The sequence below is a fragment of the Stenotrophomonas sp. GD04054 genome (assembly GCF_029836955.1).
Lineage (GTDB): Bacteria > Pseudomonadota > Gammaproteobacteria > Xanthomonadales > Xanthomonadaceae > Stenotrophomonas > Stenotrophomonas maltophilia_A.
Genome location: NZ_JAOECR010000024.1, coordinates 36,390 through 52,974, shown reverse-complemented (window position 1 = coordinate 52,974; position 16,585 = coordinate 36,390). Strand labels below are relative to the sequence as shown.

General features: G+C 67.5%; 13 protein-coding genes and 1 pseudogene. All 14 read left to right on the top strand.

The window, feature by feature from the left end:
- Positions 1–11 precede the first annotated feature (11 nt).
- Positions 12–995, top strand: a complete 984-nt coding sequence (gene rsmH, locus N7573_RS12795) for a 16S rRNA (cytosine(1402)-N(4))-methyltransferase RsmH (protein ID WP_110711045.1) — start codon at positions 12–14, stop codon at positions 993–995.
- Positions 992–1,255 carry a cell division protein FtsL gene (gene ftsL / locus N7573_RS12790; protein WP_005412242.1) on the top strand — a complete coding sequence of 88 codons (264 nt, stop codon included), beginning with the start codon at positions 992–994 and terminating at the stop codon, positions 1,253–1,255. Before rsmH ends, ftsL begins: the two co-directional genes overlap by 4 nt.
- The gene (locus N7573_RS12785) at positions 1,252–3,096 is read left to right on the top strand and encodes a penicillin-binding protein 2 (RefSeq protein WP_049399810.1); all 1,845 of its coding nucleotides are present in this window, start codon (positions 1,252–1,254) and stop codon (positions 3,094–3,096) included. Before ftsL ends, N7573_RS12785 begins: the two co-directional genes overlap by 4 nt.
- Positions 3,093–4,601, top strand: coding sequence for a UDP-N-acetylmuramoyl-L-alanyl-D-glutamate--2,6-diaminopimelate ligase (locus N7573_RS12780; RefSeq protein WP_049425024.1), 1,509 nt, complete (start codon positions 3,093–3,095; stop codon positions 4,599–4,601). The genes N7573_RS12785 and N7573_RS12780 overlap by 4 nt, the downstream gene beginning before the upstream one ends.
- Positions 4,598–5,992 carry a UDP-N-acetylmuramoyl-tripeptide--D-alanyl-D-alanine ligase gene (murF, locus tag N7573_RS12775; protein ID WP_279913332.1) on the top strand — a complete coding sequence of 465 codons (1,395 nt, stop codon included), beginning with the start codon at positions 4,598–4,600 and terminating at the stop codon, positions 5,990–5,992. Before N7573_RS12780 ends, murF begins: the two co-directional genes overlap by 4 nt.
- Positions 5,982–7,067 carry a phospho-N-acetylmuramoyl-pentapeptide-transferase gene (gene mraY, locus N7573_RS12770; protein WP_010481929.1) on the top strand — a complete coding sequence of 362 codons (1,086 nt, stop codon included), beginning with the start codon at positions 5,982–5,984 and terminating at the stop codon, positions 7,065–7,067. Before murF ends, mraY begins: the two co-directional genes overlap by 11 nt.
- A gap of 1 nt (position 7,068) precedes the next feature.
- A complete protein-coding gene (gene ftsW / locus N7573_RS12765; protein WP_049399807.1) occupies positions 7,069–8,391 on the top strand; it encodes a putative lipid II flippase FtsW in 1,323 nt (440 codons plus the stop codon).
- On the top strand, positions 8,388–9,476 hold the full coding sequence (murG, locus tag N7573_RS12760) for an undecaprenyldiphospho-muramoylpentapeptide beta-N-acetylglucosaminyltransferase (protein WP_049461621.1): 1,089 nt from the start codon (positions 8,388–8,390) through the stop codon (positions 9,474–9,476). Before ftsW ends, murG begins: the two co-directional genes overlap by 4 nt.
- A 40-nt stretch (positions 9,477–9,516) precedes the next feature.
- Positions 9,517–10,953 (top strand): UDP-N-acetylmuramate--L-alanine ligase, encoded by a 1,437-nt coding sequence (gene murC / locus N7573_RS12755; protein WP_012510048.1) that lies wholly within the window; start codon positions 9,517–9,519, stop codon positions 10,951–10,953.
- Positions 10,950–11,912: a D-alanine--D-alanine ligase gene (locus N7573_RS12750; protein ID WP_279913333.1), complete on the top strand. Its 963-nt coding sequence runs from the start codon at positions 10,950–10,952 to the stop codon at positions 11,910–11,912. The genes murC and N7573_RS12750 overlap by 4 nt, the downstream gene beginning before the upstream one ends.
- Positions 11,909–12,583: pseudogene (locus tag N7573_RS12745) on the top strand (cell division protein FtsQ/DivIB); the annotation flags it as partial. The gene N7573_RS12750 and the pseudogene N7573_RS12745, both read left to right, overlap by 4 nt.
- 71 nt (positions 12,584–12,654) lie before the next feature.
- Entirely contained in the window at positions 12,655–13,890 is a 1,236-nt protein-coding gene (gene ftsA, locus N7573_RS12740; RefSeq protein WP_005408083.1) for a cell division protein FtsA, read from the top strand.
- Positions 13,891–14,060: 170 nt separating this feature from the next.
- Positions 14,061–15,296 carry a cell division protein FtsZ gene (gene ftsZ / locus N7573_RS12735; protein WP_043397963.1) on the top strand — a complete coding sequence of 412 codons (1,236 nt, stop codon included), beginning with the start codon at positions 14,061–14,063 and terminating at the stop codon, positions 15,294–15,296.
- A gap of 205 nt (positions 15,297–15,501) precedes the next feature.
- The gene (lpxC, locus tag N7573_RS12730) at positions 15,502–16,413 is read left to right on the top strand and encodes a UDP-3-O-acyl-N-acetylglucosamine deacetylase (RefSeq protein ID WP_005408085.1); all 912 of its coding nucleotides are present in this window, start codon (positions 15,502–15,504) and stop codon (positions 16,411–16,413) included.
- Positions 16,414–16,585: the final 172 nt, after the last annotated feature.

Genomic DNA, 16,585 nt, shown 5'->3' with positions numbered 1-16,585 from the left:
GGGGTGCCCGGATGCGCCCAGAAGCGCAGGCCGGTCACCTTCCGGTGTCGCAGTCGCCGGCGGTGCACCTGCCGGTCCTGTACACCCAGGTCCTTGAAGGCCTGAGGGTGATCGAAAACGGACGTTATCTGGATGGCACGTTCGGTCGTGGCGGTCATGCACGTGGCGTGCTCACCCAGCTCGGTCCCGAGGGGCGCCTGCTGGTCATGGACAAGGATCCGGAAGCCATCGCCGTAGCCGAGCGCGATTTCGCGCCGGACCCGCGCGTGTCCATCTTCCGTGGCAGCTTCGCCCAGCTGCTGCAGTGGGATGCGACGGCTGAAGGCCTGGACGGCGTCCTGTTCGACCTGGGCGTGTCGTCGCCGCAGCTGGACGTGGCCGAACGTGGCTTCAGCTTCGGCAAGGACGGCCCGCTGGACATGCGCATGGATCCGGACAACGGTGAAAGCGCCGCACAATGGATCAACCGCGTTGAAGAGCGCGAGATTGCCGACGTGCTGTGGACCTACGGCGAAGAGCGCCAGAGCCGCCGTATCGCCCGTGCCATCGTGGCCCGCCGCGAGAAGCAGCCGTTCTCCCGCACCGCCGAACTGGCTGAGCTGATTAGCTCGGTGATGCCGCGCAGCAAGTCGGGATCCGATAAGAGCCGGATCCACCCGGCCACGCGCAGCTTCCAGGCCATCCGCATCCACATCAACCGCGAGCTGGCCGATCTGGAAGCCGGCCTCGATGCGGCGGTGGAGCGGCTCAAGCCCGGCGGTCGTCTGGCGATCATCAGCTTCCACTCGCTGGAAGACCGCATCGTCAAGCAGTACATGAACCGCCTGGCCAAGGCGCCGCCGGCCAACCGCCGCCTGCCCGAGGCGGAGGTGTTCGTACCGACGCTGGATCTGATCGGGGGTGCCATCAAGGCTACCGACGAAGAACTGGCGGCCAACCCGCGTGCCCGCAGCGCCGTGCTGCGCGTGGCCCAGAAGCGGGAGGCCGATGCATGAGCCGGCTGCTGCTGATCATCCTGTTGGCCTCGACCGTGGCCTCGGCGATCGGCGTCGTGTTCGTGCGTCACCGTCACCGTCAGACGTTCATCGAGCTGTCGCGCGCTGAGCGCAAGCGCGATGACATCAATCTGGAATTCGGCCGCCTGCAGCTGGAGCAGGCTACCCTGGCCGAAGCCAACCGTGTGGATCGCATCGCCCGCGAGAAGCTCGGCATGAAGTTCCCCGAGGCCGCCGACATCGTGGTGGTGCGCCCATGAGCAAGACCGGCCGCAACCGCCCCCGCAACGCCTTCAACCTGCGCCAGCGCCTGCGTTGGGTCGCGCTTGCGCTTGGCCTGTGCTCGGTGTCGCTGGTGGGCCGTGCGGCCTACGTGCAGATCATCAACAGCGACTTCTACCAGCGCCAGGGTGAGGCCCGCTACCTGCGCGAGCTGCCGATCAAGACCTCGCGCGGCATGATCACCGACCGCAACGGCGAGCCGCTGGCGGTGTCGACCCCGGTCGCTTCGATCTGGGTCAACCCGCAGGACCTGCTGCGTTCGCCCGAGCGGATTCCCGAGCTGGCCCAGGCGGTCGGCATGTCGGTGGATGAGCTGAGCAGCCGACTGTCGCAGAAGTCGGACAAGGAATTCATGTACCTGCGCCGCCGGATCAATCCGGACGAGGCAGAGAAGGTGGTCGCGCTGAAGATTCCGGGCGTGGCCGCGCAGCGCGAGTTCCGCCGCTTCTACCCGCAGGGTGAGGCGATGGCGCACGTGCTGGGCTTCACCAACATCGACGACCGCGGCCAGGAAGGCCTGGAGCTGGCGTTCGACGAATGGCTGCGCGGCAAGGCCGGTGCCAAGCGGGTGATCCGCAACCGCAAGGGCGAGACCGTCGAAAGCGATCTGCTGCGCGCCGCCGAACCGGGCAAGGACCTGACCCTCAGCATCGACCGCCGCATCCAGTACCTGGCGTTCAAGGAACTGCGCAACGCGCTGGTGGCCAACAAGGCGGCCGGCGGTTCGATGGTGATCATGGACGTGACCACCGGCGAGATCCTGGCCATGGTCAACCTGCCGACCTACAACCCGAATTCGCTGACCGGCGCGCTGCCCGATGCGCGCCGTAACCGTGCAGTGACCGACCTGGTCGAGCCGGGTTCGACGATGAAGCCGTTGACCATCGCCACCGCGCTGCAGGCCGGTGCGGTGACCAAGGACACCATCATCGATACCAACCCGGGTTACATGCAGGTGGCGCGCTTCACCATCCGCGACGTGCCGCGCAACAACGGCGTGTTGAACGTGACTGGCGTGATCACCCGCAGTTCCAACATCGGCGCGGCCAAGGTCGCGGCGAAGATGCCGGACCAGGTGTTCTATGACGGCGTGCGCCGCTTCGGCTATGGCTCGGTGCCGCACAGCGGCTTCCCGGGTGAATCCGGTGGCGTGGTGCGGCGCCCGGCCAACTGGGACGGTGCCACCAAGACCACCATGTCCTACGGCTACGGCCTGAATGTGACCCCGCTGCAGATCGCCACCGCCTATTCGGCGCTGGCCAATGGCGGCAAATTGATCGCGCCGACCTTTGTCAAAGGCCAGCGCAACGAAGCGCATCAGATCATCGATGAGAGCGTCGCCAGGCAGGTGGTGGCGATGATGGAAACGGTTGTTACCCAAGGCGGCGCCAAGCAGGCGGCGGTGCTGGGTTACCGCGTGGCCGGCAAGACCGGTACCGCGCGCAAGACCGGCCCGGGTGGTTACGAGCGCGGCCATTACAACGCGCTGTTCGCCGGCGTGGTGCCGGCCACCAATCCGCGCTTCGCCACCGTCATCGTCATCAACGACCCGCAGGCCGGCAAGTTCTACGGCGGCCTGGTGTCGGCGCCGGTCTACCACAACGTGATGGAAGGCACCCTGCGCCTGATGGACGTGCCGCTGGACGACCTGCAGTCGTGGCTGGCCGCACAGCAGTCCGGCAAGGTCGGCCATTCGGCCTCGATCCTGCCCGCGCCGCCGGCCGAGGCCGCGCTGCCGGTGGATGCCGCCGCTGAATTCGACGCTGCGCTGCCCAGCGCGCAAGCCCAGACGCCGCCCGCTACGGGAGGCACGCAATGAGTCCTTCGATGTTGCTTTCGCAGTTGCTTCCGGATGTGGCCCTGGCGGGCCACGATCCCGTTTTGACCGGCCTGGTGCTGGACAGCCGCGCCGTGCGCCCCGGCAATGCCTTCGTCGCCATCGCCGGTTTCGGCGCGCATGGCCTGGGCTTTGTCGAGCAGGCCCGTGCGGCCGGCGCTGGCGCCATCCTGTTCGAACCGCCGGCACCGGTCGAACTGCCGGCACCGGACGATGCGATCGCTGTGCCGGGCCTGCGCGCGCGCATGGGTGCGATGGCCGACCAGTTCCATGGCGCACCGTCGCGGGCGATGGCGATGGTGGGCGTGACCGGCACCAACGGCAAGACCTCCACCGTGCAGCTGCTGGCCCAGGCCTGGCACCTGCTCGGAACGCCCAGTGGCAGTATCGGCACGTTGGGCGCCGGACTTTATGGTTCGGTTGAGCCGACCGGTTTCACTACGCCGCTGGTGCTGCAGATGCATGCGCTGCTGGCGCAGCTGCGTGATGCCGGTGCGCGCGCGGTAGCGATGGAAGTCAGCTCGCACGCGCTGGACCAGGGCCGCGTGGATGCGGTGCACTACGACGTGGCGGTGTTTACCAATCTCACCCGCGACCATCTGGACTACCACGGCGACATGGCCAGCTACGGCGCGGCCAAGGCACGGCTGTTCCATCGCCCGGGACTGAAGGCCGCGGTGATCAATCTTGACGACGCGTTCGGTCGCCAGCTGTTCGCCGGCCTCCCGGCGGGCGTGCAACCGATCGGCCTGAGCTCGCGCGGTGCCACCGATGCCAGCGTGCGCGCCGAGGCGCTGCAGCTGGACGGCCGTGGCATTGCCTTCGAACTGGTCATCGACGGCCAGCGCGCGGCGGTGCAGTCGCCGCTGCTGGGCCGCTTCAACGTGGACAACCTGCTGGCCGTGGCCGGCACCCTGCACGCGCAGGGTCAGCCGCTGCCGCGCATTGCCGAGGTGTTGTCGGCGCTGCAGCCGATCCGTGGCCGCATGAACCGCCTGGGCGGCGAAGACGGCCTGCCGACCGTGGTGGTCGATTACGCGCATACCCCGGACGCACTGGAACAGGCGCTGGACAGCCTGCACGGCCACCTGCAGGGCACGCTGTTCTGCGTGTTCGGCTGCGGTGGCGAGCGTGATACCGGCAAGCGCCCGCAGATGGCCGCGATCGCCGAGCGCTTGGCCAACCAGGTCATCGTCACCGACGACAATCCGCGTGGCGAAGATGGCGACGTGATCGTGGCCGACATCCTGGCCGGCTTCACCGATGCCTCCGCCGTGACCGTGCAGCGCAGCCGCGCGCGTGCGATCGGCCTGGCGGTGAAGCGTGCCGGTGCCGGCGACATCATCCTGATCGCTGGCAAGGGCCACGAGCCGTACCAGGAAGTGAATGGCGTGCGCCATGACTTCGACGACACCGAAGTGGCCGCCGCTGCGTTGGCCGCCAAGGCCGGTGTGCTCAGCGCGCAGGCCGGGGAGGGCATCGCATGAAGCGCACCCTGCTTTCGCTGATCGCACACTGGGCCGGCGGCGAGATCCACGGCGACGACGTGGCCATCGATGCGGTCAGCAATGACACCCGCAGCCTCGGCCCGGGCAGCCTGTATGTGGCGCTGCGCGGTGAGCGTTTCGATGGCCATGACTTTGCCGCCGACGCGCAGGCGCGCGGTGCCAGCGCGCTGCTGGTCGAGCGCCTGCTGCCGATCGAACTGCCGCAGGTGCTGGTGGCCGACAGCGAACTGGCGCTGGCGAAGATCGCCACCGGCATGCAGCGTGACCGTGATACCGAGGTGTTCGCGGTCACCGGCAGCAACGGCAAGACCAGCGTGAAGAGCCTGCTGCTGTCCATCCTGCAGCAGGTGGCCCGTCATGCGCACAAGGTGGTCTACGCCAACCCGGGCAACCGCAACAACGAGATCGGCCTGCCGCTGGCAGTGATCGATGCCCCGGAAGATGCCGACTACGCTGTCTACGAGATGGGCGCGGGCAAGCCGGGTGACATCGCCTACCTGACCGATATCGCCCGCCCGCGCTATGCGCTGGTCAACAACATCGCCCCGGCGCACCTGGAACGAATGAGCAGCCTGCTCGGCGTGGCAGTGACCAAGGGCGCGATCTATGCCGCGCTGCCGGCCGATGGCGTGGCCGTGATCAACGTCGACGATGCCTACGGCCGCTGGTTCGAACAGCACTTCGTCGGCACCCCGCCGCGCTGCCGCGTACTGCGCTATGGCCTGGAGCACACCGCGGACATCACCGCGCGCGACATCCGCGCCGGCGCCCAGGGCAGCCAGTTCACCCTGGTCGCACCGGGCGGCGAAGCCCGCGTGGTGCTGGGCCTGCCGGGTCGCCACAACGTCAGCAATGCGCTGGCCGCTGCCAGCCTGGCGCTGGCCGCCGGTGTCGATCTGGCGCTGATCGCGACCGGCCTGGCCGAAGCACAGCCGGTACCGGGCCGCCAGATCGCCCATCAGCTGCGCAACGGCGCGGTGCTGGTGGACGACAGCTACAACGCCAACCCCGGTTCGCTGGCCGCGGCCATCGACGCCCTGGCCGCCGCGCCGGAAGAGGGTTGGCTGGTGCTGGGCGACATGCGCGAGCTGGGTCCGGACGCCGAAGCGCTGCACGCGCAGGTGGGGCTCCGCGCGCGCGCTGCTGGCCTCAAGCGCCTGTATGCGCTGGGCCCGCTCAGCGCCGCTGCCGCCACCGCCTTCGGTGAAGGCGGCCGTCATTTCGCCACCCATGACGCGCTGTCGCAGGCGCTGAAGGACGAGCTGCACGCCGGCGTGCGCTGCCTGGTCAAGGGTTCCCGTGGCAGCGCCATGGACACGATTGTCAAAGCGCTGCTGGCGCAAGGAGAGGAATCCCCGCATGTTGTATGAACTGGCTCGATGGTTGCAGCAGTTGGAGAGCCTGTTCGGGCTGTTCAACTACCAGACGTTCCGCGCCATCCTTGCCGCGTTGACGGCCCTGTTCCTGTCGCTGTGGCTCGGCCCGGCGATGATCCGCAAGCTTGCCCAGTTCAAGGGCGGCCAGCCGATCCGCAAGGACGGTCCGCAGACCCATTTCTCCAAGGCCGGTACGCCGACCATGGGCGGTTCGCTGATCCTGCTCACCATCACCCTGTCGGTGCTGATGTGGGCCGACCTGCGCAACCGCTACGTGTGGCTGGTGCTGGCGGTGATGCTGTGCTTCGGCGCCATCGGCTGGTATGACGACTGGATCAAGATCGTCCGCCGCGACCCGAACGGCCTGAAGTCGCGCTGGAAGTACCTGCTGCAGTCGATCTTCGGCCTGGCCGCGGGCCTGTTCCTGTTCTACACGGCCGACGTGCCGGCAGCGCTGACCTTCTACATCCCGATGTTCAAGTCGATCGCGCTGCCGCTGGCCGGCATCGGATTCGTGGCCATCGCCTACTTCTGGATCGTCGGCTTCTCCAACGCGGTGAACCTGACCGACGGCCTGGACGGCCTGGCGATCATGCCGACCGTGCTGGTGGCCTGCGCACTGGGCGTGTTCGCCTACGCCTCGGGCAACGTGGTGTTTGCCAACTACCTGCAGATCCCGCAGATCCCGGGCGCCGGCGAGCTGGTCATCATCTGCGCGGCCATCGCCGGTGCGGGCCTGGGGTTCCTGTGGTTCAACACCTATCCGGCCATGGTGTTCATGGGCGACATCGGCGCGCTGGCGCTGGGTGCGGTGCTGGGTACGATCGCAGTGATCACCCGCCAGGAGCTGGTGCTGGTGATCATGGGCGGCGTGTTCGTCATCGAAACGCTGTCGGTGATGATCCAGGTCGCCTCGTTCAAGCTGACCGGCAAGCGCGTGTTCCGCATGGCGCCGATCCACCACCACTTCGAACTGAAGGGCTGGCCGGAGCCGCGCGTGATCGTGCGCTTCTGGATCATCTCCGTCGTGCTCGTGCTGATCGGCCTGGCCACGTTGAAGGTGCGCTGAGATGAACGACCTGTCCCGCCAGGCAACACGCCTTGAGGCCATCGAAGGCAGCTACGACAAGTGGCTGCTGGGCGCGATCATCGCGCTCACGGGCATCGGCGTGGTGATGGTGGCGTCCAGCTCGATCGCTCTGATGAGCAGCCCGTTCTACTACCTCAACCGCCACCTGATCTTCCTGGCGGTGGGTATCGTGCTGGCGGTCGTTGCCGCCCGCACTGAACTGAAGTCCATCGAGCAGTACAACCAGATGCTGCTGCTGGGCTGCTTCGTGCTGCTGCTGGCGGTGTTCGCACCGGGCCTGGGCAGCACGGTCAACGGCGCACGCCGCTGGATCAATCTGGGCATCTCCAAGTTCCAGACGGTGGAAGCGGTGAAGGTGCTCTACATCGTCTGGCTGTCCAGCTACCTGGTGCGCTTCCGCGACGAGGTCAACGCGACCTGGCCGGCGATGCTCAAGCCACTGGGCGTGGCCGGTGCGCTGGTGCTGTTGCTGCTGCTGCAGCCGGACTTCGGTTCCTCGACCCTGCTGCTGGCGATCACCGCCGGCATGCTGGTGCTGGGCGGTGTGAACATGCCGCGCATGTCGATGCCGGTGATCATCGGCCTGGTCGGCATGAGCGCGCTGGCGATCATCGAGCCGTACCGCATGCGCCGCATCACATCCTTCCTGGACCCGTGGGCCGACCAGCAGGGCGACGGCTACCAGCTGTCCAACGCGCTGATGGCCGTGGGCCGCGGCGAGTGGACCGGCGTTGGCCTGGGCAACTCGGTGCAGAAGCTGTACTACCTGCCGGAAGCACATACCGACTTCATCTTCTCGGTTACTGCCGAGGAATTCGGTTTCCTCGGCACCTGCGTGATCGTGGCCCTGTACGCGCTGCTGGTCGGCCGCACCTTCTGGCTGGGCATGCGCTGCGTGGAAATGAAGCGCCACTTCTCCGGTTACATCGCCTTCGGCATCGGCCTGTGGATCAGCATGCAGACCTTCGTCTCGATTGGCGTGAACCTGGGCATCCTGCCGACCAAGGGCCTGACCCTGCCGCTGATCTCCTCCGGCGGTTCGTCGGTGCTGATGACCTGCGTGGCGATGGGCCTGCTGTTGCGCGTCTCCTATGAGCTCAAGCGCGCCGAGCGTCGCCAGGCCGTGCGCATCGGCGGTGGCGACGAGGCCGTGGCCGATGCACCCGTGGACGCGCCGGCCGCACCGGCTGCGGCCAGCGTGCCGATGAGCGCCGAGCCGACGGCTGCCGCTGCAGCGAACGCCGCACGCGGTACCAGCCGCCTGCAGTCGCGCATCGAACCGACCTTCGGGAGGCTGTCATGAGCGCAGCCACCGATAACGTGCGCCCGGTGATGATCCTGGCCGGTGGCACCGGCGGTCACATCTTCCCCGGTCTGGCCGTGGCCCGCGTGCTGCGCGCCCGCGGCGTACCGGTCACCTGGATGGGCGCCGATGGTGCGATGGAAACCCGCCTGGTGCCGCAGCACGACATTCCGATCGACACGCTGGCCATCACCGGCCTGCGCGGCAAAGGCAAGCTGGCCCTGCTGGGCGCGCCGTGGCGGCTGATGCGCGCGCTGCGCGCGGCCGGCATGATCATCCGCAAGCGCCAGCCGCGTGCGGTGGTCGCCTTCGGTGGTTTCGCGTCCGGCCCGGGGGGCATGGCCACACGCCTGCACGGCCTGCCGCTGCTGGTGCACGAACAGAATCGCGCTCCCGGCATGACCAACCGCATCCTGTCGCGCTATGCGCGCCGGCTGCTGACCGGCTTCCCGGGCACCTTCGCCAAGGGCGAAGAGTTCGTCGGCAACCCGGTACGTGCGGAGATCGCCGCCATCGCACCGCCGGAACAGCGTTTCGCTGACCGCCAAGGTCCGCTGCGCGTGCTGGTGGTCGGTGGCAGCCAAGGCGCGCGTGCGCTCAACACCGGCGTGCCGCAGGCGATTGCTGCGCTGGGCACGAGTGTGCCGGTGCAGGTTCGCCACCAGAGCGGCGAGAAGCTGCATGCCGAAGCGGTCGAGGCGTATGCCAAGGCCGGCGTGCAGGCCGAGATCACCCCATTCATCGCCGACATGGCAGAGGCCTTCGCCTGGGCCGACCTGGTGGTGTGCCGTGCGGGCGCTTCGACGCTGGCCGAGCTGTGTGCGGTGGGTGTCGGCAGCGTGCTGGTGCCTTTCCCCGCTGCCGTCGACGATCACCAGACCCGCAATGCGGAGTACCTGGTCGAGCGCGGCGCGGCGGTTTTGCTGAAGCAGGACGGAACGCTGGCCGACGGCATTGCCGCACTGCTGCGCGATCTGTCCGAAAATCCCGCCCGCCGCATGCAGATGGCGCAAGCCGCGCGTGCCCTGGCCAAGGTCGATGCCGCCGAGCGCATCGCCGATATCATTCTTGAGGAAGCTGTATGAAGAAGGCATGCCACCGCGCCTGCCCTGCGCGAGGCCGCGCATGATCCGTCGCCTGCACGACACCAACGACCTGGTGCGCGCGTTCCCGCGCGTGCATTTCGTCGGCATCGGCGGCACCGGCATGAGCGGTATCGCCGAAGTGATGCTGACGCTGGGCTATGAGGTGTCCGGCTCGGACAATGCCGACAACGTGGCGACCCGTCGCCTGGCCAGCCTGGGTGCGCGCATCATGCGCGGCCACTCCGCAGCCAACGTGCTGGGCACCGACTGCGTGGTGGTCTCCAGTGCCATCCGCGAAGACAACCCGGAACTGATGGAAGCGCGCAGCCAGCGTATTCCGATCATGCCGCGTGCGGCGATGCTGGCCGAGCTGATGCGCTTCCGCCGCGGCATCGCTGTGGCCGGTACCCATGGCAAGACCACCACCACCAGCCTCACCGCTGCGGTGCTGAGCGAAGGCGGGCTCGACCCGACGTTCGTGATCGGTGGCCAGCTGCTGGCTGCCGGCGCCAACGCCAAGCTGGGCGGTGGACAGTGGCTGGTGGCCGAGGCCGACGAAAGCGATGGCAGCTTCCTGCGCCTGAACCCGCTGATGTCGATCATCACCAACATTGACGCCGATCACCTGGAGAACTACGGCAACGACTTCGCCCGCGTGCAGGCGGCGTTCGCCGAGTTCCTGCAGCGCCTGCCGTTCTACGGCCTGGCGGTGCTGTGCATCGATGATCCCGAAGTGGCTGCGCTGGCCGCCAAGACCCCGCGCCACGTGATGAGCTACGGCATGAGCCCGCAGGCCGACGTACGTGCCGAGAACGTGGTGCAGGAAGGTTCGCGCATGCGCTTCACCCTGCGCCTGCCGCAGGGCACCAGCCAGGAAGTGGTGCTGGCGCTGCCGGGCAAGCACAACGTACTCAACGCGCTGGCCGCCGCTGCGGTGGGCTGGCAGCTGGGCGTGGCACCGGACGCGATCGCGCGCGCGCTGGAAGGCTTCGCCGGTGTCGGCCGTCGCTTCAACGATCTGGGCGAAGTGACCACCGCCAGCGGCGCCAAGGTCCGCATCATCGACGACTACGGTCATCACCCGAGCGAGCTGGAAGCGGTGTTTGCCGCCGCCCGTGGTGGCTGGGCCGACAAGCGCCTGGTGGTGGCCTTCCAGCCGCACCGCTACAGCCGTACCCGCGACCAGTTCGACAAGTTCGCCGCGGTGCTGTCCAGCGTCGATGCACTGGTGCTGAGCGAGGTCTACCCGGCCGGCGAGGAACCGATTGCCGGTGCCGATTCGCATGCGTTGGCCCGCGCCATCCGAGCGCGTGGCCGCAGCGAGCCGGTGGTGGTGGGCAAGGCCGCCGAGCTGGCCAGCGTGCTGCCGGACGTGCTGCAGGACGGTGACCTGCTGCTGATGATGGGTGCCGGCGACATCGGTGCCGTGGCCACCCATATTGCGGTGGAAGGCTTCAAGGGGGAGGGCGAGGCATGAGCGCGCTGACCTTCCCGCCGCTGCGCGTGACCGACCCGGCCGTGTTCGGCCGCGTCGCCGTGCTGCTCGGCGGCAGCTCCAGCGAACGCGAGGTGTCGCTGGACTCCGGCCGCAACGTATTGGAAGCGCTGCAGTCGCGCGGCGTCGATGCGTTCGCGGTGGATGGCATTCCGGCGCTGGCCAAGGCGCTCGCCGCCGGTGGCATCGATCGCGTGTTCAACATCCTGCATGGCCACAACGGTGGCGGTGAGGACGGCATCGTGCAGGGCCTGATGGACGCCTTCGGCGTGCCGTACACCGGCTCGAACGTGCTGGGCTCGGCGCTGAGCATGGACAAGATCCGCACCAAGCAGGTGTGGCTGTCGCTGGGCCTGCCCACCCCGCAGTACCGGAAGGTGGACGCGACCACGGTGCATGCACTGGCAGCCGAACTGGGCCTGCCGGTAGTGGTGAAGCCGGCCAATGAAGGCTCCAGTGTGGGTATCAGCCGGGTCACCGACGACGCCGGCCTCGATGAAGCCGTGGCGCTGGCCGCGCGCTACGACGGCCAGCTGCTGATGGAACAGATGGTGGTGGGCGACGAACTGACCGTGGCCATCCTCGGCGATGTCGCACTGCCGTCGATCCGCATCGTGCCCAAGGGCCAGTGGTACGACTACAACGCCAAGTACATTGCCGAGGACACCCAGTACCTGTGCCCAGGCCTGGACGGTGACGACGAAGAGGAAATCCGCCGCATCGCGCTGGCCGCGTTCCGTGCCGCTGGCTGCCGTGGCTGGGGCCGCGTGGACGTGATGCGTGACCGCAGCAGCGGCTGCTTCTTCCTGCTGGAAGTGAATACCGCGCCGGGCATGACCAGCCATTCGCTGGTGCCCAAGGCCGCGGGCCAGGCCGGCATCAGCTTCGAAGAGCTGGTGTGGCGCGTGCTGGAACAGACCCTGGAGGCCTCGCACGCATGAACGCGGTGCTGCGCATCTTCGTCTGGCTGTTGGCGCTGTCGGTGGTTGCACTGCCGGTGGTGGCCGTGGTCAATGGCTGGGTCGGCGCCGAGCGCTGGCCGCTGGCGAAGCTGCGCGTGCATGGTGAGTTCAAGCGGGTGCCGGCCGAGCAGTTGCAGCAGGTGCTGCTGCCGTACGCGCACGCGGGCTTCTTCGCGGTCAAGCTGCAGGACGCGCAGGACGCCCTGGAGCAGCTGCCGTGGGTGGAAAGCGCGCAGGTGCGCAAGCAGTGGCCGGACGTGCTGGAAGTGACCCTGGTCGAGCACAAGCCGTTCGCGCGCTGGGGCAACGACCGCCTGGTTTCCGAGCAGGGCAAGCTGTTCCCCACGCCGAAGAAGCTGGCCGATCTGGCGCTGCCCGAACTGGATGGCCCCGACAGCCAGACCGAAGAAGTGATGAAGCTGTACAGCGACTCGCGTGCATTGTTCGCACCGGCCGGCGTCGACGTGCGCCGGGTGACGATGGATGCGCGCGGCAGCTGGTCGCTGGTGCTGAGCAACGGTACCGAAGTGGTGGTCGGCCGCGACGACGCGCGCTCGCGCATGCAGCGCTTCGTCAAGGTGCTGCCGCAGCTCAACCGTCAGGACGCGCCGATCGAGCGCGCCGACCTCCGTTACACCAATGGTTTCACGCTGAGCTGGGGTACCCCGGCCACGCCGGCGAAAACGCCGGCGACCCCAGCCAGCAGGACGCAGGAAAGGACATGAATCGCAAGGGTGACAAATCGCTGATCGTTGGCCTGGACATCGGCACCTCCAAGGTGGTGGCGCTGGTGGGCGAGTACTCGCCGGGCAACCCGATCGAAGTGATCGGCATCGGCTCGCACGAGTCGCGCGGGCTCAAGCGTGGCGTGGTGGTGGACATCGAATCGACCGTGCAGTCGATCCAGCGCGCGGTGGAAGAAGCCGAGCTGATGGCCGGCTGCGAGATCCGCTCGGTGTATGCCTCGATCTCCGGCAACCACGTGCAGTGCAAGAATTCGCCCGGCATCGTGCCGATCCGCGACGGCGAAGTGACCTGGGGCGACCTGGATCGCGTGCTCGATGCGGCCAAGGCCGTGGCGATCCCGGCCGACCAGAAGATCCTGCACGCGATCCCGCGCGAGTACGTCCTGGACGATTCGCAGGAAGGCATCCGCAACCCGGTCGGCATGACCGGCGTGCGCCTGGAAGTGCATGCCCACCTGGTGGTGTGCGCGCAGTCGGCTGCGGCCAACATCAGCAAGTGCGTCCAGCGCTGCGGCCTGCAGGTGGACGACCTGGTGCTGTCCTCGCTGGCCTCCAGCGTGGCGGTGCTGACCGCTGACGAGCGCGAGCTGGGCGTGGTGCTGGTCGACATGGGCGCCGGCACCACCGATATCGCGGTGTTCGTGCAGGGCGCGATCTGCCACACGGCTTCGCTGCCGATCGCCGGCGACCACGTCACCAATGACATCGCGCACATGCTGCGCACGCCGACCCCGGAAGCCGAGCAGATCAAGGTGCGCTATGCCTGCGCCCTGGCCCAGCTGGCCACCGCCGAGGAAAGCATCCAGGTGCCGTCGGTGGGCGACCGCCCGCCGCGCCGCATGCCGCGCCATTCGCTGGCGCAGGCCGTGCAGGGCCGCTACGAGGAAATCTTCGAGATGGTGCAGGCCGAACTGCGCCGCTCCGGCTTCGAGGAACTGGTACGCGCCGGCATGGTGCTGACCGGTGGCGCTTCGAAGATGGAAGGCGTGGTCGAACTGGCCGAGGAAATGCTGCAGATGCCGGTTCGCGTGGGCATCCCGCAACACGTCACCGGCCTGGGCGAAGTGGTGGGCAACCCGGTGCATGCCACCGGCGTGGGCCTGCTGCTGATGGGCAGCCAGATCGAGCACCCGCGGCGACCGTCGCTGCCGACCGGGCGCGCTGGAAGCATGTTCAAGAAACTCAAGACCTGGTTCCGCGGCGAGTTCTGACGCGGAACCCGTAACACCGGGCATCGCCCGGGCGCAGCACCCGCAGTACCCGTAGCACAACGCAACACCGGCAACACACAACCCACACAGCCGCAACGTCGGCATGCAGCAGGACGGCAGGACGCCCGAATGCCCATGCCAGCCAAAGCGGATACAACGAGGACACGGACATGGCGCATTTTGAACTGATCGAAAAGATGGCACCCAATGCGGTGATCAAGGTGGTTGGCGTGGGCGGCGGCGGCGGCAATGCCGTGGCGCACATGGTCAACTCGGCGGTGGACGGCGTGGAATTCATCACCGCCAACACCGACTCGCAGGCCATCAAGAATTGCGGTGCCAAGCTGCAGCTGCAGCTGGGTACCAACGTGACCAAGGGCCTGGGCGCAGGCGCGAACCCGGAAGTCGGCCGTCAGGCCGCGCTGGAAGACCGTGAGCGCATCATGGACGCCCTGCAGGGTGCGGACATGGTGTTCATCACCGCCGGCATGGGCGGTGGTACCGGCACCGGCGCTGCGCCGGTGGTGGCACAGCTGGCCAAGGAAATGGGCATCCTGACCGTGGCCGTGGTCACCAAGCCGTTCCCGTTCGAAGGCCGTCGCCGCATGCAGGTGGCGCTGAAGGGCATCGAGGAACTGAGCCAGCACTGCGACTCGCTGATCACCATCCCGAACGAGAAGCTGATCACCGTGCTGGGTCGCAACGCGACCATGATCCAGGCCTTCCGTGCCGCCAACGACGTGCTGCAGGGCGCCGTGCAGGGCATCGCCGACCTGATCGTGCGTCCGGGCCTGATCAACGTCGACTTCGCCGACGTGCGCACCGTCATGTCCGAAATGGGCCTGGCGATGATGGGTACCGGCACCGCCCGTGGCGATGACCGCGCCCAGGCTGCGGCCGAAGCCGCGATCCAGAACCCGCTGCTGGACGATGTGAACCTGGCCGGTGCCAACGGCATCCTGGTCAACATCACCGCCGGCGCCGACTTCACCATGGCCGAGTTCGACGAGATCGGCCGCACCATCGATGGCTTCGCTTCCGAGGACGCCACCGTGGTGGTCGGTACCGTGCTGGATCCGGACATGCAGGACGAAGTGCGCGTGACCGTGGTCGCTACCGGCCTGAACCGCGTGTCGGCCAGCAAGACCCAGCGCCCGGGCGAGCGTGCGCCGATCAAGCTGGTCCGCAATGCCACCACCGGCCAGCCGGAATTCGGTGACTTCGACAACGGCGGTGACGCCGTGTCCAAGGCCGTGGGCGGCATGGGTCTGGGCCTGCGTCGCGCCAGCAGCGATACCGCGGCAGCCTCCGCTCCCTCGGCCCCGGCCGCTTCGGCCCCGGCGGCGGCGGAACTGCCGAACGATTACCTGGACATCCCGGCGTTCCTGCGCCGCCAGGCGGACTAAGCGGGGCGCCCGGGGCTTGTCCTCCCCGGGTTGCGCCACCATGTCCTGAAAACGCGGGCGCCGGGCCAGGATGGGTCCGGCTGCCCTGCTTCACGCGCGTCCCCGCGGCGTGCCGATGCGTCCTGCCGGCAGCCTTCATTGGCGTTTCAGCCAGGGTAGGGGAGGGCGCGTGTTAATCTAATGTGTCACTTCCGGCCCATCCCCCATGATCCAGCAACGCACCCTCAAGAACACGATCCGCGCCACCGGCGTTGGCCTGCACAGCGGTGACAAGGTCTACATGACCCTGCGCCCGGCACCGGTCAACCATGGGATCGTGTTCCGTCGCGTGGATCTGGACCCGGTGGTGGAAGTGCCGGCCAAGGCCGAACTGGTCACCGAAGTGACCCTGTGCACCGGCCTGACCTGCAACGACGCCAAGATCCAGACCGTCGAACACCTGATGTCGGCGCTGGCCGGCCTGGGTGTGGACAACATCATCGTCGAACTGTCCTCGGCCGAGCTGCCGATCATGGACGGTTCGGCCGGCCCGTTCGTGTTCCTGCTGCAGTCGGCAGGCATCGTGGAACAGGACGCGCCCAAGCGCTTCATCCGCGTGCTGAAGACCGTGGAAGTGACCGAGGGCGACAAGGTGGCCCGCTTCAGCCCGTACGAGGGCTACAAGCTGGGCTTCACCATCCAGTTCGATCACCCGATGATCCCGGCCAAGCAGTCGCGCCAGGAAATCGAGTTCTCGACGCTGGCCTACACCAAGGAAATCTCCCGCGCGCGCACCTTCGGTTTCATGCGCGACCTGGAATACATGCGCGAGCGCAACCTGGGCCTGGGCGGTTCGATGGACAACGCCATCGTGCTGGACGAGTTCCGCGTGCTCAACGAAGACGGCCTGCGCTACGCCGACGAATTCGTGCGCCACAAGATCCTCGACGCGATCGGCGACCTCTATCTGGCCGGTGGCCAGGTGCTGGGTGCCTACGAAGGCTTCAAGTCCGGTCACGCCCTCAACAACAAGCTGGTGCGGGCGCTGATGGCCGACGCCACCGCCTGGGAATGGGTCAGCTTCGACTCGCCGGCCACCCCGGACCCGGTGGAATATGCCACTCCGGCCTACGCCTGATTCCTGTAGATCGTTGAATTGAAAGACAAAAGCGCCGCCTTCCAGGGCGGCGTTGTCGTTTCAGGCGTGTCCGGCGCATTCAGCATGCTTGACGCGCGTCAAGGCCGGTTCGAGGTCACGGTTTTGTGAACCTGTTGGATCGGAAGCCTGAATTTAACGTATTTTTAACGGC

Bases quoted from the DNA above. Each gene is read 5' to 3' on its own strand.
- rsmH (WP_110711045.1), top strand. From the start codon at position 12: ATGCGCCCAGAAGCGCAGGCCGGTCACCTTCCGGTGTCGCAGTCGCCG.
- ftsL (WP_005412242.1), top strand. From the start codon at position 992: ATGAGCCGGCTGCTGCTGATCATCCTGTTGGCCTCGACCGTGGCCTCG.
- N7573_RS12785 (WP_049399810.1), top strand. From the start codon at position 1,252: ATGAGCAAGACCGGCCGCAACCGCCCCCGCAACGCCTTCAACCTGCGC.
- N7573_RS12780 (WP_049425024.1), top strand. From the start codon at position 3,093: ATGAGTCCTTCGATGTTGCTTTCGCAGTTGCTTCCGGATGTGGCCCTG.
- murF (WP_279913332.1), top strand. From the start codon at position 4,598: ATGAAGCGCACCCTGCTTTCGCTGATCGCACACTGGGCCGGCGGCGAG.
- mraY (WP_010481929.1), top strand. From the start codon at position 5,982: ATGTTGTATGAACTGGCTCGATGGTTGCAGCAGTTGGAGAGCCTGTTC.
- ftsW (WP_049399807.1), top strand. From the start codon at position 7,069: ATGAACGACCTGTCCCGCCAGGCAACACGCCTTGAGGCCATCGAAGGC.
- murG (WP_049461621.1), top strand. From the start codon at position 8,388: ATGAGCGCAGCCACCGATAACGTGCGCCCGGTGATGATCCTGGCCGGT.
- murC (WP_012510048.1), top strand. From the start codon at position 9,517: ATGATCCGTCGCCTGCACGACACCAACGACCTGGTGCGCGCGTTCCCG.
- N7573_RS12750 (WP_279913333.1), top strand. From the start codon at position 10,950: ATGAGCGCGCTGACCTTCCCGCCGCTGCGCGTGACCGACCCGGCCGTG.
- ftsA (WP_005408083.1), top strand. From the start codon at position 12,655: ATGAATCGCAAGGGTGACAAATCGCTGATCGTTGGCCTGGACATCGGC.
- ftsZ (WP_043397963.1), top strand. From the start codon at position 14,061: ATGGCGCATTTTGAACTGATCGAAAAGATGGCACCCAATGCGGTGATC.
- lpxC (WP_005408085.1), top strand. From the start codon at position 15,502: ATGATCCAGCAACGCACCCTCAAGAACACGATCCGCGCCACCGGCGTT.